The organism is Streptomyces sp. NPDC002935, from assembly GCF_040611295.1.
Taxonomy (GTDB): Bacteria; Actinomycetota; Actinomycetes; order Streptomycetales; family Streptomycetaceae; genus Streptomyces.
Map to the genome: position 1 here is coordinate 199,220 of NZ_JBEXNW010000001.1, position 25,450 is coordinate 224,669.

General features: G+C 69.0%; 21 protein-coding genes and 2 pseudogenes. 16 read left to right on the forward strand and 7 right to left on the reverse strand.

Translation table 11 applies throughout. The features are described 5' to 3' along the window. Positions 1 to 177 precede the first annotated feature (177 nt). Together ABZX90_RS00840 and ABZX90_RS00845 are read right to left on the reverse strand one after the other, a co-directional pair. Complete coding sequence (locus ABZX90_RS00840; protein ID WP_351121369.1) at positions 178 to 1,071, reverse strand: hypothetical protein; 894 nt, start codon at positions 1,069 to 1,071, stop codon at positions 178 to 180. Further along, positions 1,068 to 2,135, reverse strand: a complete 1,068-nt coding sequence (locus tag ABZX90_RS00845; RefSeq protein WP_355200604.1) for an SPFH domain-containing protein — start codon at positions 2,133 to 2,135, stop codon at positions 1,068 to 1,070. Before ABZX90_RS00845 ends, ABZX90_RS00840 begins: the two co-directional genes overlap by 4 nt. Positions 2,136 to 2,309: 174 nt before the next feature. Here ABZX90_RS00845 and ABZX90_RS00850 point away from each other — a divergent pair, with 174 nt between their 5' ends. From ABZX90_RS00850 to ABZX90_RS00860, 3 genes and pseudogenes are all read left to right on the forward strand, one after another. Beyond that, positions 2,310 to 3,533 (forward strand): arginine deiminase, encoded by a 1,224-nt coding sequence (locus tag ABZX90_RS00850; RefSeq protein ID WP_351121366.1) that lies wholly within the window; start codon positions 2,310 to 2,312, stop codon positions 3,531 to 3,533. 98 nt (positions 3,534 to 3,631) lie between these two features. After that, positions 3,632 to 4,639 carry an ornithine carbamoyltransferase gene (gene argF, locus ABZX90_RS00855; RefSeq protein WP_351121364.1) on the forward strand — a complete coding sequence of 336 codons (1,008 nt, stop codon included), beginning with the start codon at positions 3,632 to 3,634 and terminating at the stop codon, positions 4,637 to 4,639. A gap of 82 nt (positions 4,640 to 4,721) precedes the next feature. Then, positions 4,722 to 5,390, forward strand: a pseudogene (locus tag ABZX90_RS00860) (APC family permease); the annotation flags it as partial. Here ABZX90_RS00860 and ABZX90_RS00865 read toward each other — a convergent pair. After that, the gene (locus ABZX90_RS00865) at positions 5,347 to 5,814 is read right to left on the reverse strand and encodes an ATP-binding protein (protein ID WP_355200864.1); all 468 of its coding nucleotides are present in this window, start codon (positions 5,812 to 5,814) and stop codon (positions 5,347 to 5,349) included. The pseudogene ABZX90_RS00860 and the gene ABZX90_RS00865 sit on opposite strands and share 44 nt — an antisense overlap. A 416-nt stretch (positions 5,815 to 6,230) precedes the next feature. Here ABZX90_RS00865 and ABZX90_RS00870 point away from each other — a divergent pair, with 416 nt between their 5' ends. After that, entirely contained in the window at positions 6,231 to 7,058 is an 828-nt protein-coding gene (locus tag ABZX90_RS00870; protein WP_355200605.1) for an enoyl-CoA hydratase family protein, read from the forward strand. A gap of 196 nt (positions 7,059 to 7,254) precedes the next feature. Then, positions 7,255 to 9,522 (forward strand): bifunctional salicylyl-CoA 5-hydroxylase/oxidoreductase, encoded by a 2,268-nt coding sequence (locus ABZX90_RS00875; protein ID WP_355200607.1) that lies wholly within the window; start codon positions 7,255 to 7,257, stop codon positions 9,520 to 9,522. Between the two features lie 27 nt (positions 9,523 to 9,549). Here the strand turns inward: ABZX90_RS00875 and ABZX90_RS00880 are convergent, their stop codons facing one another. Further along, positions 9,550 to 10,392 carry a PaaX family transcriptional regulator C-terminal domain-containing protein gene (locus ABZX90_RS00880; RefSeq protein WP_355200608.1) on the reverse strand — a complete coding sequence of 281 codons (843 nt, stop codon included), beginning with the start codon at positions 10,390 to 10,392 and terminating at the stop codon, positions 9,550 to 9,552. A gap of 15 nt (positions 10,393 to 10,407) precedes the next feature. Continuing rightward, on the reverse strand, positions 10,408 to 12,174 hold the full coding sequence (locus ABZX90_RS00885; protein ID WP_355200610.1) for an AMP-binding protein: 1,767 nt from the start codon (positions 12,172 to 12,174) through the stop codon (positions 10,408 to 10,410). A gap of 127 nt (positions 12,175 to 12,301) precedes the next feature. Between ABZX90_RS00885 and ABZX90_RS00890 the strand changes: the two genes are divergently transcribed. Together ABZX90_RS00890 and ABZX90_RS00895 are read left to right on the forward strand one after the other, a co-directional pair. Further along, complete coding sequence (locus ABZX90_RS00890; protein WP_355200612.1) at positions 12,302 to 13,450, forward strand: acyl-CoA dehydrogenase family protein; 1,149 nt, start codon at positions 12,302 to 12,304, stop codon at positions 13,448 to 13,450. Between the two features lie 31 nt (positions 13,451 to 13,481). Then, entirely contained in the window at positions 13,482 to 13,880 is a 399-nt protein-coding gene (locus ABZX90_RS00895) for a RidA family protein (protein ID WP_351121352.1), read from the forward strand. Positions 13,881 to 13,908: 28 nt separating this feature from the next. Here ABZX90_RS00895 and ABZX90_RS00900 read toward each other — a convergent pair whose 3' ends face one another. Further along, positions 13,909 to 14,103 carry a DUF5999 family protein gene (locus tag ABZX90_RS00900; protein WP_351121350.1) on the reverse strand — a complete coding sequence of 65 codons (195 nt, stop codon included), beginning with the start codon at positions 14,101 to 14,103 and terminating at the stop codon, positions 13,909 to 13,911. Between the two features lie 251 nt (positions 14,104 to 14,354). Between ABZX90_RS00900 and ABZX90_RS00905 the strand changes: the two genes are divergently transcribed. Beyond that, entirely contained in the window at positions 14,355 to 14,780 is a 426-nt protein-coding gene (locus tag ABZX90_RS00905) for a DUF6299 family protein (RefSeq protein WP_351121349.1), read from the forward strand. Between the two features lie 125 nt (positions 14,781 to 14,905). Here ABZX90_RS00905 and ABZX90_RS00910 read toward each other — a convergent pair. Next, positions 14,906 to 15,700, reverse strand: a pseudogene (locus ABZX90_RS00910) (IS630 family transposase); the annotation flags it as partial. A 1,093-nt stretch (positions 15,701 to 16,793) separates the two neighbouring features. Between ABZX90_RS00910 and ABZX90_RS00915 the strand changes: the two are divergent. The 8 genes from ABZX90_RS00915 (at position 16,794) to ABZX90_RS00950 (ending at position 25,444) form a co-directional block, all read left to right on the forward strand. Continuing rightward, the gene (locus tag ABZX90_RS00915; RefSeq protein ID WP_351121347.1) at positions 16,794 to 16,988 is read left to right on the forward strand and encodes a hypothetical protein; all 195 of its coding nucleotides are present in this window, start codon (positions 16,794 to 16,796) and stop codon (positions 16,986 to 16,988) included. A 268-nt stretch (positions 16,989 to 17,256) separates the two neighbouring features. After that, positions 17,257 to 19,338: a radical SAM protein gene (locus tag ABZX90_RS00920; RefSeq protein WP_351121345.1), complete on the forward strand. Its 2,082-nt coding sequence runs from the start codon at positions 17,257 to 17,259 to the stop codon at positions 19,336 to 19,338. A gap of 11 nt (positions 19,339 to 19,349) precedes the next feature. Continuing rightward, a complete protein-coding gene (locus ABZX90_RS00925) occupies positions 19,350 to 20,999 on the forward strand; it encodes a radical SAM protein (RefSeq protein WP_351121343.1) in 1,650 nt (549 codons plus the stop codon). Beyond that, on the forward strand, positions 20,996 to 21,610 hold the full coding sequence (locus tag ABZX90_RS00930) for a hypothetical protein (protein ID WP_351121342.1): 615 nt from the start codon (positions 20,996 to 20,998) through the stop codon (positions 21,608 to 21,610). Before ABZX90_RS00925 ends, ABZX90_RS00930 begins: the two co-directional genes overlap by 4 nt. Next, positions 21,610 to 22,593, forward strand: coding sequence for an aldo/keto reductase (locus ABZX90_RS00935; RefSeq protein ID WP_351121340.1), 984 nt, complete (start codon positions 21,610 to 21,612; stop codon positions 22,591 to 22,593). Before ABZX90_RS00930 ends, ABZX90_RS00935 begins: the two co-directional genes overlap by 1 nt. 26 nt (positions 22,594 to 22,619) lie before the next feature. Then, a complete protein-coding gene (locus tag ABZX90_RS00940; protein WP_351121339.1) occupies positions 22,620 to 23,549 on the forward strand; it encodes a phytanoyl-CoA dioxygenase family protein in 930 nt (309 codons plus the stop codon). 70 nt (positions 23,550 to 23,619) lie between these two features. Then, on the forward strand, positions 23,620 to 24,657 hold the full coding sequence (locus tag ABZX90_RS00945) for an ABC transporter ATP-binding protein (RefSeq protein WP_351121337.1): 1,038 nt from the start codon (positions 23,620 to 23,622) through the stop codon (positions 24,655 to 24,657). A gap of 1 nt (position 24,658) precedes the next feature. Then, a complete protein-coding gene (locus ABZX90_RS00950; RefSeq protein ID WP_351121336.1) occupies positions 24,659 to 25,444 on the forward strand; it encodes an ABC transporter permease in 786 nt (261 codons plus the stop codon). Positions 25,445 to 25,450 lie beyond the last annotated feature (6 nt).

Consider the following 25,450-nt stretch of genomic DNA (forward strand, 5'->3'; position numbering starts at 1 on the left):
CGAACAACCCCCGGCAGGGGGCGGCGACGGTCCCGCCCGGGCCAGCGGGACCCCGGTCGGCTCAGCGGGACCCCGGTCGGGCCAGCGGGACCCCGGCCGGGACCGGCGACGCCCGGTCCGGGGCCACGGGGCCCGGCGGGGGCCGGCGACGGCTGGGGCTGGGGGCCGCCAGGCCCCTCAGCCCACCAGCCGGAGCCGAACCCCAGCCACCCCCACCCGCACGGTCTGCCCCCACATCAACTCCACAGCGTCCCCCTCCATCCCGTCCCCGAACACGATGAGCCGGTCCGACTCCACGGTGAGGGACAGCCGGCCGGACGCGGTGAGCTCGCCGGCCACGAGCGACGTGCCCGTGGCCGGCGAGGGCCAGGCCTCGCGGACGAACCAGAGCAGGCGTTCGTCCGTGGGCCCCGGCAGCGGCAGCCCCCCGCCCCGCTCCTGCCACACCGAGCGGAGCCAGCCGCTGGCCCCCGTCCCGGTCCCCACCAGCACCCCGGAGGACGCCTGGGGCTCGACGGCACCCCCGTACTCGTCGAGCCCCAGCCGATAGCGGGCCGTCTGATGACCCGCGGCTCCCAGGTAGATCTCGTTGAGGGCGACCAGCCGCTGGGTGTCGTCCGCGACCGCCTCGACCATGGTCAGCTCGTCGGCGGAGCCTCCGTGCGCCGAGGCGAGCAGCGCACCCGCGTCCCCGGGCCGGTGCCGCACCAGCACACCGGGATTGCGCCCGGGGTCGGCGTCGATCCCCACCACCGGCTGGCCCGCGAGGTACTTGGCGACGTTCGCGACCAGCCCGTCCTGTCCGACGACGACCACGACGTCCTCCGGCGCGAACAGGAAGCGGTCCAAGTCGGCCCGTTCCACCCGTGCCTGACGCCAGGTCAGTGGAACGGTCGCCACCACCTCGGCGAGGGCCGCGCGGGCCCGCCGGTGCCGCTCGGCCACCTCCGCGATGTCCCGGCCGCGCGAGGACAGGAAGAACGCCGCCTGCCCGTGCGTGCCGTGCCGGGCCACCAACTCCTCGTACTCGGTGGTCCGATGGACGAGGACGACCCGGGGCGCGAGGCTCACGCCGGTTCCCCGCCGTTGCCCAGCTTGGCGAGCAGTCCGGTCAGGACGTCGGGCGAGACAGTGAGGTTCTCGATCCGCGGCAGGTTCTCCGCGAGCCGGGTCCCGGTCAGCGCGTGCAGCGTGGCGACATCGACGTCGCCGTGGACCCGCAGCCACGCGGCCTGCGCCTCGGCCCGCGCCGCACCGACCTCGCGCTCCGCCTGCGCCTCGGCCCCGGCGAGCCGCACCTTACGGGTGGCCTCCGCCTCCGCGAGCCGCAGCGACCGCGTGGCCTCCGCCTCGGCCAGCCGGACCGTGCGGGCCGCCTCCGCGCCGGCGCGCACCGCGTCCGCCGCCGCGAGCTCCTCGGCCTCGCGGCGCGCGTTCGTACCGCGCTGGTCGACCAACTGCTCCTCGCGCCGGGCGAGTTCGATCTGACTGGCGAGTTCGTTCTCGGCGATGGCGCGCTCTCGCTCGACGGCGACCGCCCGGCGTTCGTACGTCGCCTTGTCCGCGTCCTGCTGGATCTGCTCGCGGGCGGGGGTGCGGAGCGCCCGCTCCACCTCGGGCTCCGGGCGCAGCGCGACGACCCGCGCCGCGACGACCTCGATGCCGGTCGCGGGCAGCCGGGGTTCGGCGTCGAGGCCGCCCGCGATCCGCTCCCGTACCGCCGCGTCGACCAGGGCGGACGCCAGTGACGTACGGGCCAGGACGTCGAGCGCGTGCTGCTGGGCCGTCTCGGTCAGCAGCGATCCGAGCTGCTCCAGCGGGGTGCCGCGCCAGGAGCCCGTGTCGGGGTCGATGGAGAAGTCCAGGCGGGAGGCCGCGAGCGCGGGGTCGCTGATGCGGTAGGTGACGGTCGCCTGCACCGCGACGTCCTGGAAGTCGGACGTACGGGCATGGAAGGTCATCGCCAGCTCGCGGTCGTCGACCGGAACCTCGGAGAGGGCCGCGGTCAGTGAGCGGTACCAGAAGCTGAGTCCGGGACCGTCGTGCATCAGGCGTCCCGACCGGTGGTGCCGGACATGGGCGGTGGGCGCCCCGCGCAGATGGCGCCAGCCAAGACGTCGTGTGATGTCGGCCATGAGTACCCCCTCGGCGCCGGGCGATCCCGGCGGCTCCTCGTCACTTACTGCCCCGCGTTGTCGTCAGTGGGACGATAACGGCTGGGCGCAGTTATCGTCAAGAGGACGAAATGAATGCGGTGCGGCTCGGGCGATCCGCGGGTGAACACGCGTCCGGATGGTCAGGATGGAGACATGGGATTCCATGTCGACTCCGAGGCCGGCCGGCTGCGCCGCGTCATCCTGCACCGGCCCGATCTCGAGCTCAAAAGGCTCACCCCCAGCAACAAGGACGCTCTGCTCTTCGACGACGTGCTGTGGGTGCGCCGGGCGCGCGCGGAACACGACGGGTTCGCCGATGTGCTGCGCGACCGTGGGGTCACCGTCCATCTCTTCGGGGACCTGCTCGCCGAGACCGTGGCGATCCCGGCGGCCAGGTCGCTCGTCCTGGACCGGGTCTTCGACGAGAAGGAGTACGGGCCGCTCGCCACCGACCACCTCCGGGCCGCCTTCGAGACCCTGCCCGCGCAGGAGCTGGCGTCCGTGCTCGTCGGGGGCATGACCAAGCGCGAGTTCCTGGACGCGCACGCGGAACCCACCTCCGTGCGCTTCCATGTCATGGACCTCGACGACTTCCTCCTGCGGCCGCTGCCCAACCATCTCTTCACCCGTGACACCTCCGCCTGGATCTACGACGGGGTCTCCATCAACGCCATGCGCTGGCCGGCCCGGCAGCGCGAGACCGTGCACTTCGAGGCCATCTACCGGCACCATCCGCTGTTCCGTGAGGAGGGCTTCAACGTCTGGTCGGAGGGGCAGGCGGACTATCCGTCCACCATCGAGGGCGGCGACGTGCTCGTCATCGGCAACGGCGCCGTGCTCATCGGCATGAGCGAGCGGACGACACCCCAGGCCGTCGAGATGCTCGCGCACAAGCTGTTCGCGGCGGGCTCGGCGAGCACCATCGTGGCGCTCGACATGCCCAAGCGGCGGGCGCTCATGCACCTCGACACCGTGATGACGATGGTCGACGGCGACATCTTCACGCAGTACGCCGGGCTCGGCATGCTTCGCTCGTACACTATCGAGCCGGGCGCGGGGGACAAGGAGCTGAAGGTCACCGACCATCCCCCGGAGCACATGCACCGCGCCATCGCCGCGGCGCTCGGCCTCAGTGAGATCCGTGTCCTGACCGCCACGCAGGACGTGCACGCGGCCGAGCGGGAGCAGTGGGACGACGGCTGCAACGTGCTCGCCGTCGAGCCGGGCGTCGTCATCGCCTACGAGCGGAACTCCACCACCAACACGCATCTGCGCAAGCAGGGAATCGAGGTCATCGAGATCCCGGGCAGTGAGCTCGGGCGGGGAAGGGGCGGCCCGCGCTGCATGAGCTGCCCCGTCGAAAGGGACCCGGTATAGCGGGAGTCGAACGAAGGACCGCATATTAATGTCGGACGTCGTATAGAATTCCAGACGTCCGTCCCGTCCTCGTCCCCCGTCATCCCTGGAGCGCCCCCATGGCGACAGTCCCGACCGCCCTCGCCGGCCGCCACTTCCTCAAGGAGCTGGACTTCACCGAGGAAGAGTTCCGCGGTCTGGTCGAGCTGGCCGCCGGGCTCAAGGCGGCCAAGAGGGCCGGGGCGGAGACCCGTCACCTGGTGGGCAGGAGCATCGCGCTGATCTTCGAGAAGACCTCGACGCGCACGCGCTGCGCCTTCGAGGTGGCGGCGGCGGACCAGGGTGCCTCGACCACCTATCTGGACCCGTCCGGCTCGCAGATCGGCCACAAGGAGTCCGTGAAGGACACCGCCCGGGTCCTCGGCCGGATGTTCGACGCCATCGAGTACCGCGGAGACAGCCAGGCCGCGGTGGAGGAACTGGCCGCCTACGCCGGAGTGCCGGTCTACAACGGACTCACCGACGACTGGCACCCCACCCAGATGCTGGCCGACGTCCTCACGATGACCGAGCACTGCGCCAAGCCGATCGGCGAGATCGTCTTCGCCTATATGGGCGACGCCCGTTTCAACATGGGCAACTCGTACCTGGTCACCGGCGCGCTGCTCGGCATGGACGTGCGGATAGTCGCCCCGCAGGCCTACTGGCCCGCCGACGAGATCGTCGCCCAGGCCCGCGAACTCGCCGAGAAGAACGGCGGCCGCATCACCCTCACCGAGCACATCGCCGACGGGGTGCGGGGCGCCGACTTCGTCGCCACCGACGTCTGGGTCTCCATGGGAGAGCCCAAAGGGGTGTGGGCCGAGCGCATCGGCGCCCTCTCCCCGTACGCCGTGACCATGGACGTGCTGCGCGCGACCGGCAACCCGGACGTCAAGTTCCTGCACTGCCTGCCGGCCTTCCACGATCTCGGGACCAAGGTCGGCCGGGAGATCCACGCGACCTACGGCCTCGACTCGCTGGAGGTCACCGACGAGGTCTTCGAATCGGCGCACTCCGTCGTCTTCGACCAGGCCGAGAACCGGCTGCACACGATCAAGGCGATCCTGGTCGCCACGCTGGCCTGACTTCTCCGTACGATGTCCGGCGGCCCCGGAGCCATCCCTTCCGGGGTCGCCGCGCGACCTTCCCCCGAACTCTCGGCCTCGGTACTGCGCCGTCGCCCTGGCCGCGATCGGCGCCATCGGCGGGGACAAGGTCGGTGGCAGGCCCGCCGCGCTGTCCTATGTCGTCAACGAGGTCACCGGTTCCACCGTGGGCGGCGGAGTGATCGCCTTCGGCGCGGTCGTCGCCATCGCCTCGGTCGTTCTCGCGGTGATGTACGGCCAGACCCGCATCCTGATGTCGATGTCCCGCGACGGCCTGGTCCCGCGCGTCTTCGAGAAGGTCTCGCCGAGGACCTCGACGCCGGTCGCCGGCACGCTGATCGTCGCGATCGTCTTCGCGCTCCCCGCTGCCTTCGCGTCCCTGGACTCCGTGGTCAACCTGTGCACCATCGGCACACTCGCCGTGATGGCGGCGGTCAACATCGCGGTGATCGCGCTGCGCCGCCGCGAGCCCGGCCTCTCCCGCACCTTCCGGGTGCCGCTCTACCCCGTGGTGCCGCTGCTCGGCGTGGGCTTCTGCCTCTATCTGATGTACGAGACCGGCTGGACGACCTGGCTCCAGTTCGCCGCCTTCCTCGTGGCCGGATCCCTGGTGTACGTCCTCTACGGGCGCCGCCACTCCCGGCTGGCCCGGACCGGTGACCGCGCCGGAGCCGACGCGGAGGCCGCTACAGCACCGGACGCCGCTGAGCGGGAACCACAGGCAGTCTGAACCAGACCGCCTTGCCGGAGTCGGTCGGGCGGTGCCCGCAGGACGAGCTGAGGGCGCGGAGCAGCAGCAGGCCGCGCCCGTGCTCCTGCCAGGGGTCGGGCTCGCCCGGCGGATGCGGGAGCGTGAGATCGACGGGCGGCACCGGGTCGGGGTCGTGGACCTCGACCCGGCAGCCGGTCGGCATCAGCTCCACGACCAGCTCTATGGGCCCGTCGCCCGCAGTGTGCTCGACGGCGTTGGCGACCAGCTCCGCCGTGAGCAGCTCGGCGGTGTCGCTGTCGGCCGCGTGTTCCCGCTCGGCGAGTGCCGTGCGGACCAGAGCGCGGGCGACGGGCACGGCCGCGACGGTGTGCGGCAGCGCGATGCGCCAGGAGGCGGGTGCTGGGGTGTCGTGCAAGTCGGGTCCGTTCGTGGAGCAGGCGATCCTGCTTTCAACCTTAGGAATGGTACGGCGACACCGGGCGAACGCGCTCGGCGGGCTTTCTCGGGACATCATCCGGTCTGTCCCCATGGCGTCGGCGGCTCCTTTCGGGACGTTCGGTCCGATACGGGGCTGTGTACCCAGGCGAACGGGCCGCGTCCCCCGTGTGCTCCCGCCGTTACACGGCTATCGATGATCCGTGACGCGGTGACGGACCGGGGTCGCTCCGCGGGGTGTGACCGTTGTCTCGCGTCGCGGCTGTCACGGCACCTTGCGACACTCGCTGCGCGTCACCGCACACCGTCGTTCCGTGGTCGCCACGACCGCCCTATCGCGCACTCATGACGACGGTCACAGATGAGTGATAACTTCGTTGAACAGCCACAGAGCGTCGCCCCCGCCCGAGGAGGCCGCACGTCATGAGTCCCTTCACCGGCTCCGCCACCCGCACCCCCGACTGGCAGCATCTGAGGTACGAGCTCACCGACGGCGTCGCCACGGTCACCCTGGCCCGCCCCGAGAAACTCAACGCGCTCACCTTCGGCGCCTACGCCGACCTGCGCGACCTGCTCGCCGAGCTGTCCCGCGAGCGGTCCGTCCGCGCCCTGGTGCTCGCCGGAGAGGGCCGCGGATTCTGTTCCGGCGGCGACGTCGACGAGATCATCGGCGCGACCCTCGCCATGGACACCGCCCAGCTCCTCGACTTCAACCGGATGACCGGGCAGGTCGTCCGGGCCGTACGCGAATGCCCGTTCCCGGTGATCGCGGCGGTGCACGGGGTGGCGGCGGGCGCCGGCGCCGTGCTGGCGCTGGCCGCCGACTTCCGGGTGGCCGACCCGAGCGCCCGCTTCGCCTTCCTCTTCACCCGCGTCGGGCTGTCCGGCGGGGACATGGGCGCGGCCTATCTGCTGCCCCGCGTGGTCGGACTCGGTCACGCGACCCGGCTGCTGATGCTCGGCGAACCGGTGCGGGCGCCCGAGGCCGAGCGCATCGGCCTGATCAGCGAGCTCACCGAAGAGGGGCACGCCGACGAGGGCGCGCAGGCACTGGCCCGCCGTCTCGCCGAGGGCCCGGCCCTGGCGTACGCCCAGACCAAGGCGCTGCTCACCGCCGAACTGGACATGCCGCTCGCCGCCTCCGTCGAACTGGACGCCGCGACCCAGGCCCTGCTGATGAACGGCGAGGACTACGCGGAGTTCCACGCGGCCTTCACGGAGAAGCGGGCCCCGAAGTGGCGGGGGAGGTGAGCACGGGATGCGCGTGGACACAGGCGGCGAGGACCGCGAAGGCCGTGCCGGGGCCGGGAGTGATGGCCGTGCGGGAGCAGGGACTGACGGGCGTGCGGGAGCAGGGACTGACGAGCATGCGGGAGCAGGGGCTGACGGGCGTGCCGGCGCAGGGAGTGACGGGCGTACGCGGGCCGGGCGTGCGGGTGGCGGTGCGATGCGCGTCGCGGTGATCGGCGGCGGGCCCGGCGGACTCTATGCCGCCGCCCTCCTCAAACGCCTCGACCCGGCCCGCGAGATCACCGTCTGGGAACGCAACGCGCCCGACGACACCTTCGGTTTCGGCGTCGTCCTGTCCGACGAGACCCTCGGCGGCATCGAGCACGCCGACCCCGTCGTGTACGCGGCGCTCCAGGCCGAGTTCGTCCGCTGGGACGACATCGACATCGTGCACCGCGGGGTGCGCCACACCTCCGGCGGCCACGGCTTCGCCGCGCTCGGCAGGCGCCGACTCCTGGAGATCCTGCACGAACGCTGCCGATCGCTGGGCGTCGACCTGCGCTTCACGGCCGAGGCCCCGCCCGTCGACACTCTGATGACGGCGTACGACCTCGTCGTCGCCGCCGACGGCGTGCACAGCCTCACCCGCGCGGCGTACGCGGAGGTGTTCCGGCCGTCCGTGGAGGAACACCGCTGCCGCTACATCTGGCTCGCCGCCGACTTCGCCTTCGACGCCTTCCGCTTCGAGATCGCCGAGACCGAACACGGCGTCATGCAACTGCACGCGTACCCGTACGCGGCCGACGCCTCCACCGTCATCGTCGAGATGCGCGAAGAGGTCTGGCGGGCCGCGGGGTTCGCGGACCTCGACGAACAGGAGTCCGTCGAGCGGTGCGGCAAGATCTTCGCGGCCACGCTCGGCGGACGCCCGCTGCGCGCCAACAGGTCGGCGTGGACGAGATTCCGGACGATCGTCAACGACCGCTGGTCGCACGGCAATCTGGTGCTCCTCGGCGACGCCGCCCACACCGCCCACTTCTCCATCGGGTCCGGCACCAAACTCGCCGTCGAGGACGCCCTCGCGCTGGCCGCCTGTCTGGAGGAGCGGCCGTCGCCGGCGGAGGCGCTGGCGGCCTACGAGGAGGAGCGGCGCTCCGTCGTCGCCTCCACCCAGCGGGCCGCCCGCGCCAGCCTGGAGTGGTTCGAGAACCTCGACCGCTATCTCGGCCAGCCCACCCGGCAGTTCGCGTTCAACCTCCTCACCCGCAGCCGCCGTGTCACCCACGACAACCTGCGGCTGCGCGACCCGCACTTCGTGGCCGCGGTCGAGCGGGAGTTCCGCTGCCCGCCCGGCACCCCGCCGATGTTCACCCCGTTCCGGCTGCGCGGCCTGACCCTGCGCAACCGTGTCGTCGTCTCGCCGATGGACATGTACTCGGCCGTGGACGGCGTCCCCGGCGACTTCCATCTCGTCCATCTGGGCGCGCGGGCTCTCGGCGGCGCCGGACTGGTGATGACCGAGATGGTGTGCGTCAGCGCGGAGGGCCGCATCACGCCCGGCTGCGCGGGCCTCTACACCGCCCGACAGGCCGAATCCTGGCGGCGGATCGTCGACTTCACGCACGGGCAGGCGCCGGGCACCGCGATCGGCCTCCAACTCGGCCACGCCGGCCGGAAGGGCTCGACCCGGCTGATGTGGGAGGGCATCGACGAGCCCCTGCCGGACGGCAACTGGCCGCTCGTGGCCGCCTCCCCCCTCCCGTACAAGCCGGACAGCCAGACACCCCGCGAGCTGTCGCGCGCCCAGCTCACCGATCTGCGCGAGCAGTTCACCGCGGCCGCCTGCCGTGCCGCCCGCTGCGGCTTCGACCTCCTCGAACTGCACTGCGCCCACGGCTACTTGCTCTCCGGGTTCCTGTCGCCACTGACCAACCGGCGCACCGACGCGTACGGCGGATCACTGGAGAAGCGGCTGCGCTTCCCGCTCGAAGTGTTCGACGCGGTACGGGCCGTGTGGCCGCTCGAGCGGCCGATGACGGTGCGCATCTCCGCCACCGACTGGGCCGAGGGCGGCACCACCGGGGACGAGGCGGTGGCGATCGCGCGGGCCTTCGCGGCGCACGGCGCCGACGCGGTGGACGTGTCGACCGGCCAGGTGGTGGCGGACGAGCACCCCGAGTACGGCCGCTCGTACCAGACGCCGTACGCCGACCGGATCCGCCACGAGACCGGGCTCCCGGTGATCGCGGTCGGCGCGATCTCCTCCTGGGACGACGTCAACTCCCTGATCCTGGCGGGGCGGACCGACCTGTGCGCGCTCGCGCGTCCGCACCTGTACGACCCGCACTGGACACTGCACGCGGCGGCCGAACAGGGCTACGAGGGGCCGGGTGTCGGCTGGCCGATGCCCTACCGCGCGGGCAGCCGACGCCCGCAGACCGGCCGCACCGACGCCCCCAAGCCCCGCCTCACACTGGGCACTTGAGGACAGCCAGGTCAGTCAGGACCGAGGTCATCCGCCGTCGGGGTACCCGGACCAGGGGGGTACCCCGGCGAACTCCGCTCCCGCGTCCCGCAGTCGCTCGTGCAGGGCCCGGAAGACGGTGACCGAGCGGGCGCCCGGCCAGTCCCCGGGGAGCAGCGCGGCGGGCAGCCCCGGGTCGGTGTACGGGAGATGGCGCCAGGAGTCGAGGGCGAGCAGATAGTCGCGGTAGGCCGCCTCGGGCGAGGTGTCCGCGCGTCCCTCCCAGGTGTGCAGCACACGCGCGTGCCGGCCGAGGAACGCCTCGTGCTCCTTGGCGATCCCGGCCAGGTCCCACCAGCGCGCCACCGCGTCGGCCGTCGCGGCGAACCCCAGATGCTCGCCGCGGAACAGCTCCACGTACGGATCGAGGCGCAGCCGCTCCAGGGTGTGCCGGGTCTCCTCGTACAGCCGCGCGGGGGCGAGCCACACTCCGGGCGCGGCCGTGCCGAAGCCGAGACCGGCGAGCCGCGAGCGCAGGAGATGCCGCTTCTGCCGCTCGGACTCGGGTACGGAGAAGACGGCGAGCACCCAGCCGTCGTCTTCGGGAGGCGCCGACGCGTAAATCCGTCGGTCGCCGTCGTCGAGCAGCTGGCGCGCGTCCGGCGACAGCGCGTATCCCGCGGCGCCCGCCGCGGTGCGCGCGGGCTCCAGGAGCCCGCGGCGCTTGAGCCGGGAGACCGACGACCGCACCGAGGGCGCGTCCACGCCGACCGCGGCGAGGAGCCGGATCAACTCGGCCACCGGCACCGGGCCGGGCATGAAACGGCCGTACGCGCCGTAGAAGGTGACGATGAGGGACCGGGGGGCGTGCTGCTCTGACACGTTGATCACTCTAGTGCGCGAAGATCACTTGGGGCTGCCGCCTGTGGACAAGTCGTCCTCGGGCGCGGGCAAGTCGTCGTCGGGCGTGGACAGGACGTTCTCGGGCGCGGGCAAGCAGCTCTCGGGCGCGGCTGGTGACGGGATGTCGGCACCGGCCTCCTCACGCAGTCTGAACCGCTGGAGTTTGCCCGTGGCGGTGCGTGGCAGCGCGTCCAGGAAGACGATCTCGCGGGGGCATTTGTACGGCGCCAGCTCGGACTTGAGGAAGGCGCGCAGCGCCTCGGCGTCCCGGTGGGCGCCCTCCTTGAGCACCGCGTAGGCCACCACGACCTGCCCCCGTGCCTCGTCGGCCCGTCCGACGACCGCCGTCTCGACCACGTCCGGGTGCCGCAGCAGAGCGTCCTCGACCTCGGGCCCCGCGATGTTGTACCCCGCCGAGATGATCATGTCGTCGGCGCGGGCCACATAGCGGAAGTAGCCGTCCTGGTCGCGCACATAGGTGTCGCCGGTGATGTTCCAGCCGCCGCGTACGTACTCGCGCTGGCGCGGGTCGGCGAGATAGCGGCAGCCGACCGGGCCGCGCACGGCGAGCAGACCGGGTTCGCCGTCCGGCACGGGCGTTCCGTCGGTGTCGACCACGCGCGCGTGCCACCCCGGCACCGGCAGGCCCGTCGTGCCGGGGCGGATGTGCCCGTCGGCGGCGGAGATGAAGATGTGCAGCAGCTCGGTGGCGCCGATGCCGTTGATGATGCGCAGCCCGGTGCGCCCGTGCCAGTCCCGCCAGGTCGCCGCGGGCAGGTTCTCGCCCGCGGACACACAGCGCCGCAGTGACCCGATGTCGTGGTCGTCCAGCTCCGCCAGCATCGCCCGGTAGGCGGTCGGCGCCGTGAACAGCACGGAGACGCGGTGCTGGGTGATCGCGGGCAGCAGTTGCTTGGGTCCCGCCTGTTCGAGCAGCAGGGAGCAGGCGCCGGCGCGCAGGGGGAAGACGACGAGACCGCCGAGCCCGAAGGTGAATCCCAAGGGAGGACTGCCCGCGAAGACATCGTCCTCATGTGGCTGCAACACATGCTTCGAGAACGTGTCCGCTATCGCCAACACATCGCGGTGGAAGTGCATACAGCCCTTGGGCCGTCCGGTCGTGCCCGAGGTGAACGCGATCAGCGCCACGTCGTCGGCGGCGGTGTCCACCGCTTCGAAGGGCTCGTCCGGCGCGCCGGTGATCCGCAGCAGCAGATCGTCGGACGCGTCACCGCCGTACGTCGTGACCCGCAGCCCGGGGATCTCCGCCTTGACCAGGTCGTCGACCGCGCGGATGTCGCACAGGGCGTGCGTCACCCGCGCGATGTCGCACATCGTGCTCAGTTCGTGCGACCGCTGCTGCGCGAGCACCGTGACGGCGACCGCGCCCGCCTTCAGCACCGCCAGCCAGCAGGCGGCCAGCCACGGTGTGGTGGGGCCGCGCAGCAGTACCCGGTTGCCCGGGACGACGCCCAGCTCGCCGATGAGCACATGGGCGATGCGGTCGACACGGGCGCGCAGCTGTCCGTACGTCCACGGGTCACCGGACGGCGTACGGAACACCGGGCGCTCGGGGTCGGTGTCTGCGAGGAGTTCGGCGGCGCAGTTCAGCCGAACGGGGTAGCGGAGGCCGGGCAGGTCGAAATGGAGTTCGGGCCACTGCTCCGGGGGCGGGAGATGGTCGCGCGGAAAAGTGTCGACGTGGGCCGAGAGTGCCGGCCTCAAGGTGTCCGCGGGATCCGCTTGATCCACGGGATCCACAGGGTCCATGGAGGGTTCGCCCCCTTGCCTTGGTGGGCGTCGTGGTGGGCTCGCACAAGGAGCGTATCGTGTTGGTGACGACAGTCAACAGTTCGCGATAACGTGGGTGGCGTCCGATGGGGAGAGGGGACGGGCAATGACCGCATTCTCGCTCGATCCGGGGCAGACCGCCTGGTGTGCCGAGCTGCGCACGCTGGCCGCGGACCGACTGCGCCCACTGGCAGACAAGGGCGAGCCCGGTCATGTCAACCGACCGCTCGTTGCCGAACTCGGCCGACTCGGCCTGCTCTCCCGCCTGTTCACCTCCGGCGCTCTGGACCTCTGCCTGATGCGCGAGTCCCTGGCACAGGTCTGCACCGAGGCCGAGACGGCGCTGGCCCTTCAGGGGCTCGGCGCCCATCCGGTCCACGCGTACGGCACCGCGGCCCAGCGCGAGTACTGGCTGCCGCGGGTCGCGGACGGCGGCGCCGTGGCCGCCTTCGCGCTGAGCGAGCCCGGCGCGGGCTCGGACGCGGCCGCGCTGGCGCTCCGGGCGGACGCAGACGGCTCCGGCGGCTGGCGGCTCACCGGCGAGAAGTGCTGGATCTCCAACGCCCCCGAGGCCGACTTCTACACCGTCTTCGCGCGGACCGCGCCCGACGCCGGAGCCCGCGGCGTCACCGCCTTCCTCGTCCCCGCCGACCGGCCCGGACTCACCGGCACCCCGCTCGACATGCTCTCCCCGCACCCCATCGGCGCCCTCGCCTTCGACGCCGTACCCGTCACGGCGGACGACGTCCTCGGCGAACCCGACCACGGGTTCCGCGTCGCCATGCACACCCTCAACCTCTTCCGGCCGAGCGTGGGCGCGTTCGCGGTCGGCATGGCACAGGCCGCGCTGGACGCGACCCTCGCCCACACGACGCGGCGCGTGGCGTTCGGCGGCCCGCTGAAGGACCTGCAGACCGTGGCCCACCAGGTCGCCGACATGGCACTGCGCACCGAGGCGGCCCGCCTGATGGTGTACGCGGCCGCGGCGGCGTACGACGAGGGGGCCACGGACGTACCCCGGAGGGCGGCGATGGCGAAACTGCTCGCGACCGAGACGGCCCAGCACGTCGTCGACGCGGCCGTCCAGCTGCACGGCGCCCGTGCCCTGCAGCGCGGCCACCTCCTCGAACACCTCTACCGCGAGGTGCGTGCGCCGCGTATCTACGAGGGGGCCAGCGAGGTCCAACGGGCGGTCATCGCCAAGGAGTTGTACCGGATGGCCGAACAGCAGACACAGGAAACGGGGTCCGCATGACCGCCGAACAGACACAGGAAACGGGGTCCGCATGACCGCCGAGCGCGTCAACCCGCCCGAGCTCTCCCCGCCGACCGGCTTCTCGCACGCCGTCGTCGCCACCGGCTCCCGTGTCGTCTTCCTGGCCGGACAGACCGCGCTCGACGTGGACGGCAAGGTGGTGGGGGAGACCCTGCCCCTGCAGTTCGAGCGGGCACTGACCAATCTGCTCACCGCGCTGGGCGCGGCGGGCGGCGAGCCGGCCGACCTCGCCCGGGTCACGGTCTACGCCACGGACGTCGCCGACTACCGCGCTCACGCTCCCGAACTCGGGCGCATCTGGCGCCGGTTGGCGGGCCGCGACTACCCGGCGATGGCCGTCATCGGCGCCGCCCGCCTCTGGGACGAGCAGGCGCTGGTCGAACTCGACGGCTTCGCCGTGCTGGCGTAGGGCCGCGGGGCGAGGCGGCGAGCGGGGATCAGGCCGCGACGGCCAGTTGGCCGGCGAACACCCGGTGCGGAGCGATCACGCTGCCGTCGGGAAGCAGTTCGCCACTGTCGTCGAAGACGATCGCGCCGTTGCACAGGAGGTTCCAGCCCTGCTCGGGATGGGCCGAAACGATGTGCGGGGCGGCGATGTCCGCGGACGGGCACGAAGACCGGTGTGAGCACATGGCGCACCTCCACGTCGGATGCGAAGAGTGTCGGCGGCGTTGTCGTCGCCCTCGCATGAATAGACCATGCGCTCGCGGCGAACTCATCGGAACAGCCGGTCGTGAAGCGTGACAACACGAGGACAACTCTCGGACGTCCCCAAGACGGACGGTGCCAACTCGCCACCAAAGGGGTGATGATCACCGGCCTCGGGGCCTCGGACCGGTACCTGTTGAGCGCCCTTTCCCGGCCCCGTTCCAGGAGGTACCCCATGTTCGTCCGCCAGGCCATCGGCGCGGCCGCCGCTGCCGCCCTGCTCCTGCTTCTCGCCCCGTCCGCCGTCGCCCGGTCCGCCCCGTACGACGAGGTGACCGTCGACCCCACCGCCACGGTCGCCGCCGACGGCACCATCACCCTCTCCGGCACCTACCGCTGCACGGGCGCCGTCGGGTCCGTGTTCGTGTCCTCCTCGGTGTCCCAGGGCGATCCCCGGGTCCGCCACGGCATCGGCGGCTCCTCGGCGCTCTGCGACGGCGCGGAGCACCGCTGGGCCAACTCGGAGAAGCGCGCACCCGGCACCCTCGTTCCGGGCGCGGCGCACGTCGAGGCCACGGTCATTGAGCTGAGCGGCAGCGGCCTCCCGCTGCCCACGTTCCACGCGAGCAAGGAGCAGGACATCACCGTCGCGCTGAGCTGAAAAGAGCGAAGGGCCGCCGACTGAGCGGGTCGGCGGCCCCTGGGCCGGGCAGAGACCGGCGGTCGCCGGCCGGTGCCCGGCATGGTCCGGAGATGATGCGACGACGTTTCCTCGAAGGTCGCTCAGATGTCCCGGATCAGATGGATCTGGAGATGGGCCGGCACCTCCTTGTCGATCCTGACCAGGAATTTCTTGAACTCCGCCGCCCGGTGCCTGCGGTGCAGTGCGCTGATCACCTCGCCGGTGGCGATATCGAACGCGGCGAACAAAGTGGTCAGACCGTTGCGCACATAGTCATGGGTCCGGCGCTCGGGCATGCCGGGCATCATCGGCAGCACCGGCTGCGAGCGATCCAGGGCCTGGATCTGGGACTTCTCGTCCACCGACAACACCACCGCACCTTCGGGCGGGTTGAAATACAGCCCCACCACGTCGTAGACCTTCTCCACGAACAGCGGGTCCGTCGACAACTTGAACGTGTCGCTCAGGTGTGGCTTGAGCTGGAACCTGCGCCAGATCCGGCCCACGGCCGACTTCGACAGGCCACTGCGGTCGGCCATGGACGCACGAGACCAGTGAGTGGCGTTCTTCGGAATCTCCTCCAGCGTGCTGACCACCACCGCCTCCACCTGATCAACACTGATGGTGGGCGGCCGGCCCGGCCTCGGTTCGTCCACCAGCCCGTCCAGCCGGGCGGCCAGAAACCGGCGACGCCACTTGCGGACCGTGTCCGCCGCGATGCCCAATTCCCGCGCCACCACGACAATCGGTGGCCTATCAACACCGTCACATGCCAACACGATGCGGGCGCGCAAGGCCACTGCCTGCGCAGATGACGCCCTGCGGGCCCAACGCTCCAACACCACACGCTCATCAGGAGACAACAACAACGGTTCCAACTTCGGACCGCGACGTGGCACCGGAACATCCGCAGAAGCACTCATAGACGAATTAACGACGAATCCCTGGCGCGGGACAGCCCTTAGCACGAGAGAAACGCCCATAGGGGCCTGACTGCGCGCTCCGGGACTCAACCGACGCTGAATACCGCATCACGCTCGGCACACTGAGCGTCGCCGAAGACATAGGCCAATTCGCGCGCGATGCCAGGCTGTTCGTCCGCGAGTGTCCACTAGTGAGGCAATCGGGCCAGCCCTGCCAAGGCTGCCGCGTCCCGAGGCCGCAACGGCACCTGCGACGCCGTGGTGCACGACTTCATGTACCAGGGACGAAACAAACATCCCGGCGCTGGCCCGAGCCCGGACCAGGGGGCGCGCCTCGAGTCGCCTGCTGCCTGATCGCCCACCGACCACTCGGCTTATTGTGTCGGCCTTGTTAGGGTGCGTTCCGCAGAACCGAAGTGCAGGTACCGGTCACAGGCGTCAACGCTCGGCTGCGGGCTTGGATTTGAAGCCGCGGTCGATGGTCCGGACAGAGGGCACGCGAACTGTCGTCCAACCGCTCACGGTGCGCAGTTGGACAAGCGGCGGAGGACGGCATGAGCCTCTCGGATAGTGGTCGGGCACTGTGGAGCCTGGTGTATCCGGCGCGTCGGCGCATTGTTGGACGCGGTGGGGTGCGACTACAGTCCGAAGCGCTTGCCGGGACCATTGTGCAGCATTGATCTTTCGTTTCTGAGCCGCCACTTCATCACTTTTCGTGAACGCTTCCGGAGAGTGCTTCTGGATTTCGTGCCGGAGGAGATCCAGTTCCGGGTGCCAGGGTCTAAACTCGCCTGCCGAGGTGGGGTGACCTTCGCGTGCAATACGATTGTGCGGCCATTTCATTCACCCCTCCTCGCAGACCGCGAGAAAACATGGGCTCCGTGCTGCAAATTTCATTTTCTCGGTATATTCAGCAGATATCGCCGATGCTCTATTTACGGCTGAATATCCTTACGTGGACTCAGATTTAGGCTGTCCTGTGACCGGCTTGGACACCCTTGCCTGCATTCATGGGACCGTGTCAGTGTTCTTGCGCAAGGTAAATATTCACCGAACGAATGGAGGGGCTATGTCTCCCACCGTTGCGGTCCTTGAAGAGAAACTCGACATATCGGTCGAGGACCTCATGGAGGCGCTGAGCGACGAGGCCAAGGCCGAGGAACTCATTGCCGCTCAGGGCTGGACTCGGGAAGACCTGCTTGAGCGGGCCGAGGCCCTTACGCGGTCACTCTCTGCGGACATCTCGACGCTCAACATGGTCTGAAGGGGCATCTAGGTCCTTCTGCGGACTGTGATGCACCTGGCCTTCGCGGAGGCACGTTTCGTGTTTCCGCGAAGGCGGCCTCAAGGGCACCCGCATCAGACTGTGCGGTACGGGCACAGGCCCGTCTCAAGCCCCGATGGATCTGCGCTGAAGAGGAGAACTGACGCTCATGTCACTCTTGAAAACCGAACCGGCGGTTGGGCTGCCGAGGGTCCGAGAAGCCTTTCACCGGTACATCGGATCCGTTCTCGGATTCACATTGAGCGGCGTGACACTCCAGAACAGCCGGGGCGAGACGCTGCAACCGTCCGCCTACCGCTTGCGGTGCCGCGACCCGCATTCTGCGCCTGCCTACGGACTCGGGGAGAGCGTGCCCCTTACCGGGCTGCATCGCGTGCCCGAGGATCTGATCGGCGAATCGTTGACGGCACTGCTGGACCTGACCATCCCCGAGAATGCCAAGGTGCCTCTCTTCGCGGCCGAGTGGGTCACTGTCGACGGTGCCACTGGCGGATCCTGGGACCACGCCCCGGATCTCTCCGGCGACTTCGCCTTTTCGTACCCCTTGCCGCCGGCGGAGGAAAAGGACGGTCAGCGCAGTTATCTTGTCTCGCTTCTGGAGATCGTCCTGGACGAGGTCGATCTCCTGGTGGACGGTGAATTCGTCAACCCGTCGGCGCTATTGACCGGATCTGGCTATTTCCCCCTCAGGGTGCGGCCCCTGGCGCAGCCTCACCCGCTGGCTGAGCGTACCGAGAACGCCAAGACTGCCATCAGGAGGCAGCCGCTCTTCTCCGTGTCACAGACCGAGCCCACCATTCCGATCCTGGCCAGACATTGGTCGCTTCTCGCGCCGCTGCTGCGTATCTCCAAGAACGGCGAGCACACGGAGCCGGAGGGCTTCCGCCTGCGCCGCACCGGGGACTGGGTCGTGCCGTCCCATGGGCATCCGTCAGAGGTCTACGAGCACCTGGCCCGCGTATGCAACGTGGCGTGTTCCTTCTGCTACCTCTTCGGCAATCCGGACACGCTGGCCATCGCACGGGCTAAGAAGAGCATCGCCCGCGACGAACTCGACACGCGTATCGCCTACTACAGGCCGCAGGAACGTCGGGCCCTGTTCTCCGCCCAGTGGGAACTGAACGAGTTCCTCGTCGACCCTCGGCTGCCGGAGGTGATGAAGACCCTTCGGGAGACGACGGATCGTCCCTTCTTTTTCACCACGAACGGAAATCCGCTGACGCCACGCATCGTGGAGCAGTTGGCGGAGGTCAAGCCGGTCCACTTCGTGGTGTCGACAAACACGGTCGACGAGCCATTGCGACAGGAGGTGATGAAGGAGCGGCCCAACCGCACCTGGACGGCGCTGCATTGTCTGCAAGAACTGCGCAAGCATGAGATCCCCTTCGGCGTGAGCTTGGTCGCGACGCCCGATTTTCCGTTGGAGGACCTGACCCGGACGATCGAGACCGTCTCGGAGCTCGACCCCAATTTCATCCGGGTCAACGAGCCGGGCTTCACCCGCGACCACCCTTCCCCAATGGATTTCGATACGGACATCCTTTGGGGCAGCGTCATCGAATGGGCACAGTCCATGCGGGAGAAGACCCACGTGCCGATCATCGCGATTCCCAGCGCCTACGAGGAGAACTTCTTCTACGACGACCCGCTGGCGGCCCGCGTCATCGGCACCATCCCCGGCTCGCCCGCAGCCGCATGTGGGCTGCGGCCCGGAGATGTCATCGTCGGCGTCGGCTACCTGCGCCCCACCACGAGGTCGGAGGTGGTGAGCTCCCTGATGCTGGTCAAAGGGTTGGTCAAGCTGCGTATTCGGCGGGCCGGCCAGTCACTGGACCTGATGCTGGACACCGAGCTCCCGCCGACGTATCCCTACACGGGTCCCTACATCGGAAAGTACCTCGTGCCGCACGGCGTGGTGACGGCTCCCTCGATCAGCAGCGGCGACGCTCGCGGGATCGCCCAGCAGATCGAGGATGTCGGGTCGCGGTACAGCTGGCTCGTGACCTCATCGCTCATGCTCCCCGCCGCTCGGGCCTTCATCGAGCGCTCTGTCGCCGACCATGCCGACTGCATCGACTTCGTCGTCGCCACCAACGACTATCTCGGAGGCAACATCAGGGTCATGGACATGTGCACGGTGGGTGACATCCATGCGGCACTCGTCCGGCACCAGGAGAAAACGGGGCGTACACCTGACCTCATTCTCGTGCCCGCTACCGGATTCAACGCACACGGCCGGGATCTCGTCGGCAGGCACTGGGGCGACCTCGAACGCGCGTGGAATATCCCGGTGCGCCTGCTCGGCCACACGACCCAGTTCGTCTTCTGATGGGGGCCTCCATGGGCAAGACCGTTCTCGTGAGGCCGCCGGTCGACGTCCTGCACAAGTTCAGCAAGCCGGTTGAGTGTCTGGGTATCGCCTACTGCGCGGGTGCGCTGCGACACCACGGCGTCGACGTCACGATGCTCGACGGCATGCTCTACGACTGGAGCGAGGAGGAGACCGTACGCCGCATTCTGGACGAGCAGCCAGACGTCGTCGGCTTCACGGTCATCCTCAACCATTTCCCCGAGCGGACCGCGCGCGTGTGTCTGATGCTGCGCGAAGCCGGATACGGGGGCCACATCGTCGTCGGTGGGCACGCCGCGTCCTTCATCCCGCGCCGCGTCCTGGACGCCAACCCCGCCGTCGACGCAGTGGTGGCGGGTGAGGGAGAGGGGCCCATCGTCGGTTACGCGCAGGCGGTCCGGAACGGCGACGACCCCCGTACGGTTCCTGGTGTGTACGCCCGGTGGGACGACGGCGTCCGGTGGAAGCCCGCGCCGCGGGTACACAACCTCGATACTCTCGCACCGCCGGCTCGCGACCTCACGCAGGAGATCATCGACCTCGACGGGCTCGTCTGTGTCTCCACCAGCAGGGGCTGCTACGCGCGCTGCACTTTCTGCAGCATTCCGCGTTTCTACGGCCTCGAACGCGACCGGCCGCTGGCCAACGGAGGATGGCTGGCGCGGTCGGTCGCACACACAGTGGCGGAGATCGCCGCCCTCCACGAACGCTTCGGGCTGATCGAACTCCTCGTCGTCGACGACGAGTTCTTCGGCGGTACAGAAGCCGGACACGAACGTGCCCTCATGATCGGACAAGAACTGGAGGAGCTGAAGCTGCCTGTCGGCTTCGCCATGTCCTGCCGAGCCGAGAATGTGGACGAACGGGTACTGACCGCACTGGCCCGCGGCGGTCTCAAGCACGTCTTCGTCGGTCTGGAGACAGGCGACGACGAGACGCTGCGCCTGTACGGCAAGGGCCAATCAGTACGCCAGAACCTTGAAGCGGTACGCGTCATCAAATCCCTCGGACTGTCATTCCAGCCGGGTTTCATGATGTTCAACCACCGGACCACCCTGACCGAGGTGGGAGCGAACCTGGACTTCCTCCGGAGCATCGACGAACTGAAACCGGTCACCGTGAACAGTGCCGTCGATCCGCACTTCGGGACACCGCTCAACCGGGTCATCGAACACGACGGCGCGCTGCGCGACCACGGAGCCACACTGTCGTCCGAGTACCTGGATCCCCGGACGGCCATCGCCAAGCGAGTCACCGAGCTGACGGCAGCTCGCTTCGCACCGTTCATGGAGGTCATCGCCGGACTGCAGTCATCAGTCACCTATGAGTGGCGCCGCACGGTGCCGGGCCGCAGGCCCGAAGTGAAGCGGTCGATCGACCGCTTCGAAGAGCTGTGCAACGAGACGTTCGTCCGCGTCGTCGAGCAGGCCGTCGAGGACCTGTCCGGGGCCGACGCGCCGACGGCGGCGGAGGCCATCGCGGATACCAACCGCAGACTGGACGAGGTCCAGTCCCGGATGACGCTGGCCAGGGCGCTGCTGCTCGCCGGCGTGGCCAAGGCTGAGGGGTCGGTCCGCTACTACACGCAGAACGACCTCATCACGATGGGTCAGGAACGGCACCAGAAGGCGACGGTATGAACGCGATCGCAACTCTCCTCGACCGCGTCGACGCAGGCAGGCCGCTGCTGCCGCAGATGGAGGCGGCCCTGGGGGCGGACATCGACTGGCGTGCCGCGACAGCCGAGCACACGGCGTCTCTCGGCGTCGAGGATCTGGTCCGTCTGGCCCGGCACGACGCTGAGACGCCGGACGTCGATCCCCGCGTTCTGACCGTGGCCGAACGCGACGGCGTGGGGCTCGTCCGGATCAACCTGTTCAGCCGGGAGCGGTTCGACAGACTCTGGCGCGGCGGCACTCTCAGCCCGCACTACCACCGGCGCTCCTTCGCCACACGCATCATCAAGGGCTCGTACCACCATCTACGGTTCGACAACGCCGGATCCCAGGACACACCCCGGCTCACCTGCACCTCAAGGGAAGTGCTGAGAGAGGGATCGGGTTACGGGATCGAATGGCGGGACTACCACTTCGTGATGTTCCCCTCCGACGGCACGGTGACGATCAACGCGCATCTCCCGCCTGCGGTACCCGCGAAGGTGACTGGGCTACCGCTGTCCGTCCGGACGCTGACCCAGTTGCGCGATGACCTTCTGGGCGCGCTCGCCGCCGAGCCGACGGTGCCGGCCTGATGCCCGCGCGGACGGCGTCCGACAGCCTCGTCCTCGGCACCTGGGGCCTCTCGGGCCGGGGACGTCTCCCCATCGACCGTTCCTATGGTGAAGTCGCCGACGACGTGGCCTACGAGACGATGGACCGGGCGTGGGAAGCGGGCCTGAGGATCATCGACACGGCCCCGGGCTACGGCGCCGGCGAGGGTCTGCGGAGGGTGGGCCAGTGGCAGCGCACCCGTGGGCGGTGGTGGCGCAACGTCGCCAAACCCGGTCGGCCACTCACCGGGCGGGGGCCGGTGAGCGACCTGAGCCTTCCGGGGCTGGTCGCCGAGATCGAGTACGGTGCGGCGTTCGCGGGACGTCCGGGCTACATCCTGGTGAAGGACCCCGACATCCGCTCCATCAGCGACGGTTCCCTGGCTGAGACGCTCCGCTCGCTGGAGAACCGGTTCCCTGCTGCCACGGTGGGGGTGGCCAGCCATTTCCCGGAGGCCCTGGCCGAGTTCGCGGAGCGCTGCCATCCGCCCGGCGCACGGATCGCCCAGATCGAACTCAACGCGGTGAACCACCGCGTCGCCTGCCCGGCGGCCGGACGCCTGGACGCGCGGGGCTGGGAGGTGTGGGCGATGCAGCCGCTGGCCTATGGCTTCCTGGCTCACCCCGACTTCGTGCCGATACCAGGAACGGACTGGAGATCCCACCTCCCGGCCGAAACCCAGGCTGTCATGCGGGCCGCCGCGCACGGCTTCGCGCGCGCCGTGCACTCGGTGCGGGAGCCGGGGTCCCCGCCCACAGCGAGGACGACTGCGCCGGCGGCCTGGGCGATCGCGTTCTGTCTCAGCGTTCCGTCCGTCACGCGCATCGTCATCGGTCCTAAGAACGCCGCTCAGTTGGAGGCGGCACTTCATGCCTTGGACCTGGTCTCGAAACCAGACCTGGCGGAACGCCTTCGTACCTGGGCGACGGGTGCGCCGAATGGCAGCGCCGGTTCGGAGAGCTGATCCAGATCGACAAGGAGCGTCATCCATTGCATGCGTACCAGCGGAGTTGGGAGAAGGACGGGTTCTTCCTGATTCCCGAGCTCTTGGGGAAAGAAGAACTGGTAGATGTTCTGGCAGAGTTGGGTGGTATATACCCTTCGGGTGCCGAGTATGCGGCAACACGGAAGGAGTCCCGCCCGCGCACCCCGTCAAGAGCGCCGCATGAATCTCAAGGGCGTCGCAAACTATTCACGCAAAATCCGGAGCAGTTCGCGGGACAGATCGACTTCCCTTGGGCCGGGCAGACACTCAACCGGCTGACCGTCCATCCTCGGATAACGGAAGTCGCCGCCACTCTGCTCGGTTCTCGCGACCTGCGTCTCTACCAAGCCCAGTTGTGGGCGAAATACACAGGTGCGACGGATTACGAACAACCCCATCATCTCGACTACTCTTCGCATACGTTGCTGGTGCCCAAGAAGAAGTCTCGCCCTCGACAAGTCGAGATGTTCCTGTACTTGACGGATGTGACGGAGGGGTGTGCGCCAACACGTCTCGTACCGAGGGGCCTCACCCGGGAAATGCCCCCCGTGCCCTATCGCGTGTGGCGAGGTACTCATCCGGAGCTGTACAAGGCGGAGGTCTCCTTTCCCGGCCGAGCGGGCAGCCTCCTCGTCTATGCGCCGGATATCTGGCATCGAGCGGTGAATATGACAGAGCCCGAGGGTGAACGGATCTGGATGAACCTCTCCTACAAGGTGGCTGGTACCGACTGGCTCGGGCTGCAGAGTTTCCAACGCATCGCCATGGTGCCGTCCTGGCAGCGCTTCGTCGCTGGCTCCACACCGCCTGAGCTCGAACTCTTCGGTTTCCCGCCGCCCGGCCATGAAGCCTACGACGAGGACGTCATTGAGGGTTTGAGCCGTCGATACCCGGGACTGGACATCAGCCCATGGCATGCCGCGTTGAACGCCTGAGAGCCACGAGGTCCGGCGTCTGGACACGGTCTCCCTTGATTGGATAGGACGCCTTCTCTAAGCTTCAAGCATGCCTGCAATCGAAGCAGTTGACCTATGTCGGACTTACATTTCCAGGAATGGTCTACTGCGGCCCCGTCGACATTCCGTCGATGCCGTTCGAGGAGTCTCCCTGGAGGTTGCGAACGGCGAGCTTTTCGGGTTGCTCGGTCCAAACGGTGCTGGCAAGACGACCACGATCAAAATGCTCAACACCCTGCTTCTGCCCACTTCCGGAACGGCTCGTGTACTCGGATACGATGTCACCCGGGATCCTGTCGCGGTACGACGCAGGATCGGCTACGTATTCGGCGGTGACAGAGGTCTTTACGACCGACTTTCCGCCCTGGACAACCTGCGCTACTTCGCCGAGATCTACCATGTTGACCCGCGTGAACAACGCAGCCGTATCGCCGAGCTCCTGGAAGTCGTCGGCCTCACCGGTCGAGAGAACGAGCGTGTCGAAGGGTTCTCGCGAGGGATGCGCCAACGCCTTCACATCGCCCGGGGCCTGCTTCACCGGCCCGATGTTCTGTTTCTGGACGAGCCCTCTATCGGCGTGGACCCGGTTGCCGCGCGCGATCTGCGGCGCACCATTCTGGCGCTCAAGGAAAGCGGGACCACTGTGTTGCTGACGACGCATTACATGGCCGAGGCCGACGAACTCTGCGACCGGATGGCAGTGATTGCCGCAGGCACCATCCAAGCGGTCGGCACGCCGGCGGAACTCAAGGCGGGAGTGACGGACCGGAACATACTGGAAGTCGAGGCGTACGGTGCGGGCGAGAACCACGTGACGAGGATCCGCCGATTGCCCGGCGTACGGGCGGTACAGGTGGAGGATCGCGGCACGGCCCAGACCATCGTGGTGCAGAGCCGTCAGGGCACCGATCAGCACGGCGCCGTGCTGGCGGCGCTCGACGGACTTCGGATCGGCCGCGTCACTGACCGGGAACCGAGCCTAGAGGACGCGTACGTGGCCATCGTGGAGGGCGTCGCGGACTCCGCCGGCACGACGGAGGAGCGCGTGGCCGTGCCGAGCGGCCGCCAAGCAGGACACGGGAGTTGACGTGAGCGTCCCGGCACGACGGATACCCCGCTTGCTCGCTGTCGGGGTACGGACACACGTCACCTACATGTCGCGCTCGGCGCTCGAAGTGGCCTTCGCCGTCCTGTTGCCGATCGTCTACGCCACCCTCGCCACCTACCTCTTCCGGGCCAGTGGCCACCCCGAGCGTCTCCTGGAAGCCGCTGTGGGAGCAGGACTGATGGGCATCTGGACCTCGGTACTCTTCGGGTCCGGCGCCGCAGTGCAGAATCAGCGCTGGTTGGGCACCCTGGAAATGCTTGTGGCCGCACCCACGCCGCTGGCCTTGATCCTTCTGCCGGTCACCGTGGCAACCGCGATCATCGGTACTTATGCCATGGCGGCGACAGTGCTGTGGGGGGTGCTGCTGTTTTCGGTTCCGCTGGATTTCGCCCATCCCGTTCTGCTCCTTGTGGCACTGCCGGGATGCGTGTTGTCGATGGGCATGATGGGACTTCTGCTGGCAAGCACCTTCGTGCTGCTCCGCCACGCGCACGCGTTGACGAACGCCCTTGAGGCGCCGGTCTGGCTGCTATCGGGGGTTCTGACCCCCATGAGCGTGCTTCCGGGGTGGACGGCTCCGATTTCGATGATCCTTCCGACCACTTGGGGAGCCAGGGCGTTGAGGGCCGCGACGTCAGGGGGAGATGTGCTCGGTCCGCTCACCGCTGGTCTCGGACTCGGGGTGCTGTACACCGCGGTGGCCGTCGCTGTGCTCGGCCTGGTCGAGCGGCGGGCGCGTCAGGCCGCCACGCTGGCACTCAGCTGAAGGAGC

What these genes read in the sequence shown, in the direction of transcription:
- ABZX90_RS00845 (WP_355200604.1), bottom strand. Translation starts at nt 2,135, where the DNA reads ATGGCCGACATCACACGACGTCTTGGCTGGCGCCATCTGCGCGGGGCG.
- ABZX90_RS00850 (WP_351121366.1), top strand. Translation starts at nt 2,310, where the DNA reads ATGGGATTCCATGTCGACTCCGAGGCCGGCCGGCTGCGCCGCGTCATC.
- argF (WP_351121364.1), top strand. Translation starts at nt 3,632, where the DNA reads ATGGCGACAGTCCCGACCGCCCTCGCCGGCCGCCACTTCCTCAAGGAG.
- ABZX90_RS00870 (WP_355200605.1), top strand. Translation starts at nt 6,231, where the DNA reads ATGAGTCCCTTCACCGGCTCCGCCACCCGCACCCCCGACTGGCAGCAT.
- ABZX90_RS00875 (WP_355200607.1), top strand. Translation starts at nt 7,255, where the DNA reads ATGCGCGTCGCGGTGATCGGCGGCGGGCCCGGCGGACTCTATGCCGCC.
- ABZX90_RS00885 (WP_355200610.1), bottom strand. Translation starts at nt 12,174, where the DNA reads ATGGACCCTGTGGATCCCGTGGATCAAGCGGATCCCGCGGACACCTTG.
- ABZX90_RS00890 (WP_355200612.1), top strand. Translation starts at nt 12,302, where the DNA reads ATGACCGCATTCTCGCTCGATCCGGGGCAGACCGCCTGGTGTGCCGAG.
- ABZX90_RS00895 (WP_351121352.1), top strand. Translation starts at nt 13,482, where the DNA reads ATGACCGCCGAGCGCGTCAACCCGCCCGAGCTCTCCCCGCCGACCGGC.
- ABZX90_RS00900 (WP_351121350.1), bottom strand. Translation starts at nt 14,103, where the DNA reads ATGTGCTCACACCGGTCTTCGTGCCCGTCCGCGGACATCGCCGCCCCG.
- ABZX90_RS00905 (WP_351121349.1), top strand. Translation starts at nt 14,355, where the DNA reads ATGTTCGTCCGCCAGGCCATCGGCGCGGCCGCCGCTGCCGCCCTGCTC.
- ABZX90_RS00915 (WP_351121347.1), top strand. Translation starts at nt 16,794, where the DNA reads ATGTCTCCCACCGTTGCGGTCCTTGAAGAGAAACTCGACATATCGGTC.
- ABZX90_RS00925 (WP_351121343.1), top strand. Translation starts at nt 19,350, where the DNA reads ATGGGCAAGACCGTTCTCGTGAGGCCGCCGGTCGACGTCCTGCACAAG.
- ABZX90_RS00930 (WP_351121342.1), top strand. Translation starts at nt 20,996, where the DNA reads ATGAACGCGATCGCAACTCTCCTCGACCGCGTCGACGCAGGCAGGCCG.
- ABZX90_RS00935 (WP_351121340.1), top strand. Translation starts at nt 21,610, where the DNA reads ATGCCCGCGCGGACGGCGTCCGACAGCCTCGTCCTCGGCACCTGGGGC.
- ABZX90_RS00945 (WP_351121337.1), top strand. Translation starts at nt 23,620, where the DNA reads ATGCCTGCAATCGAAGCAGTTGACCTATGTCGGACTTACATTTCCAGG.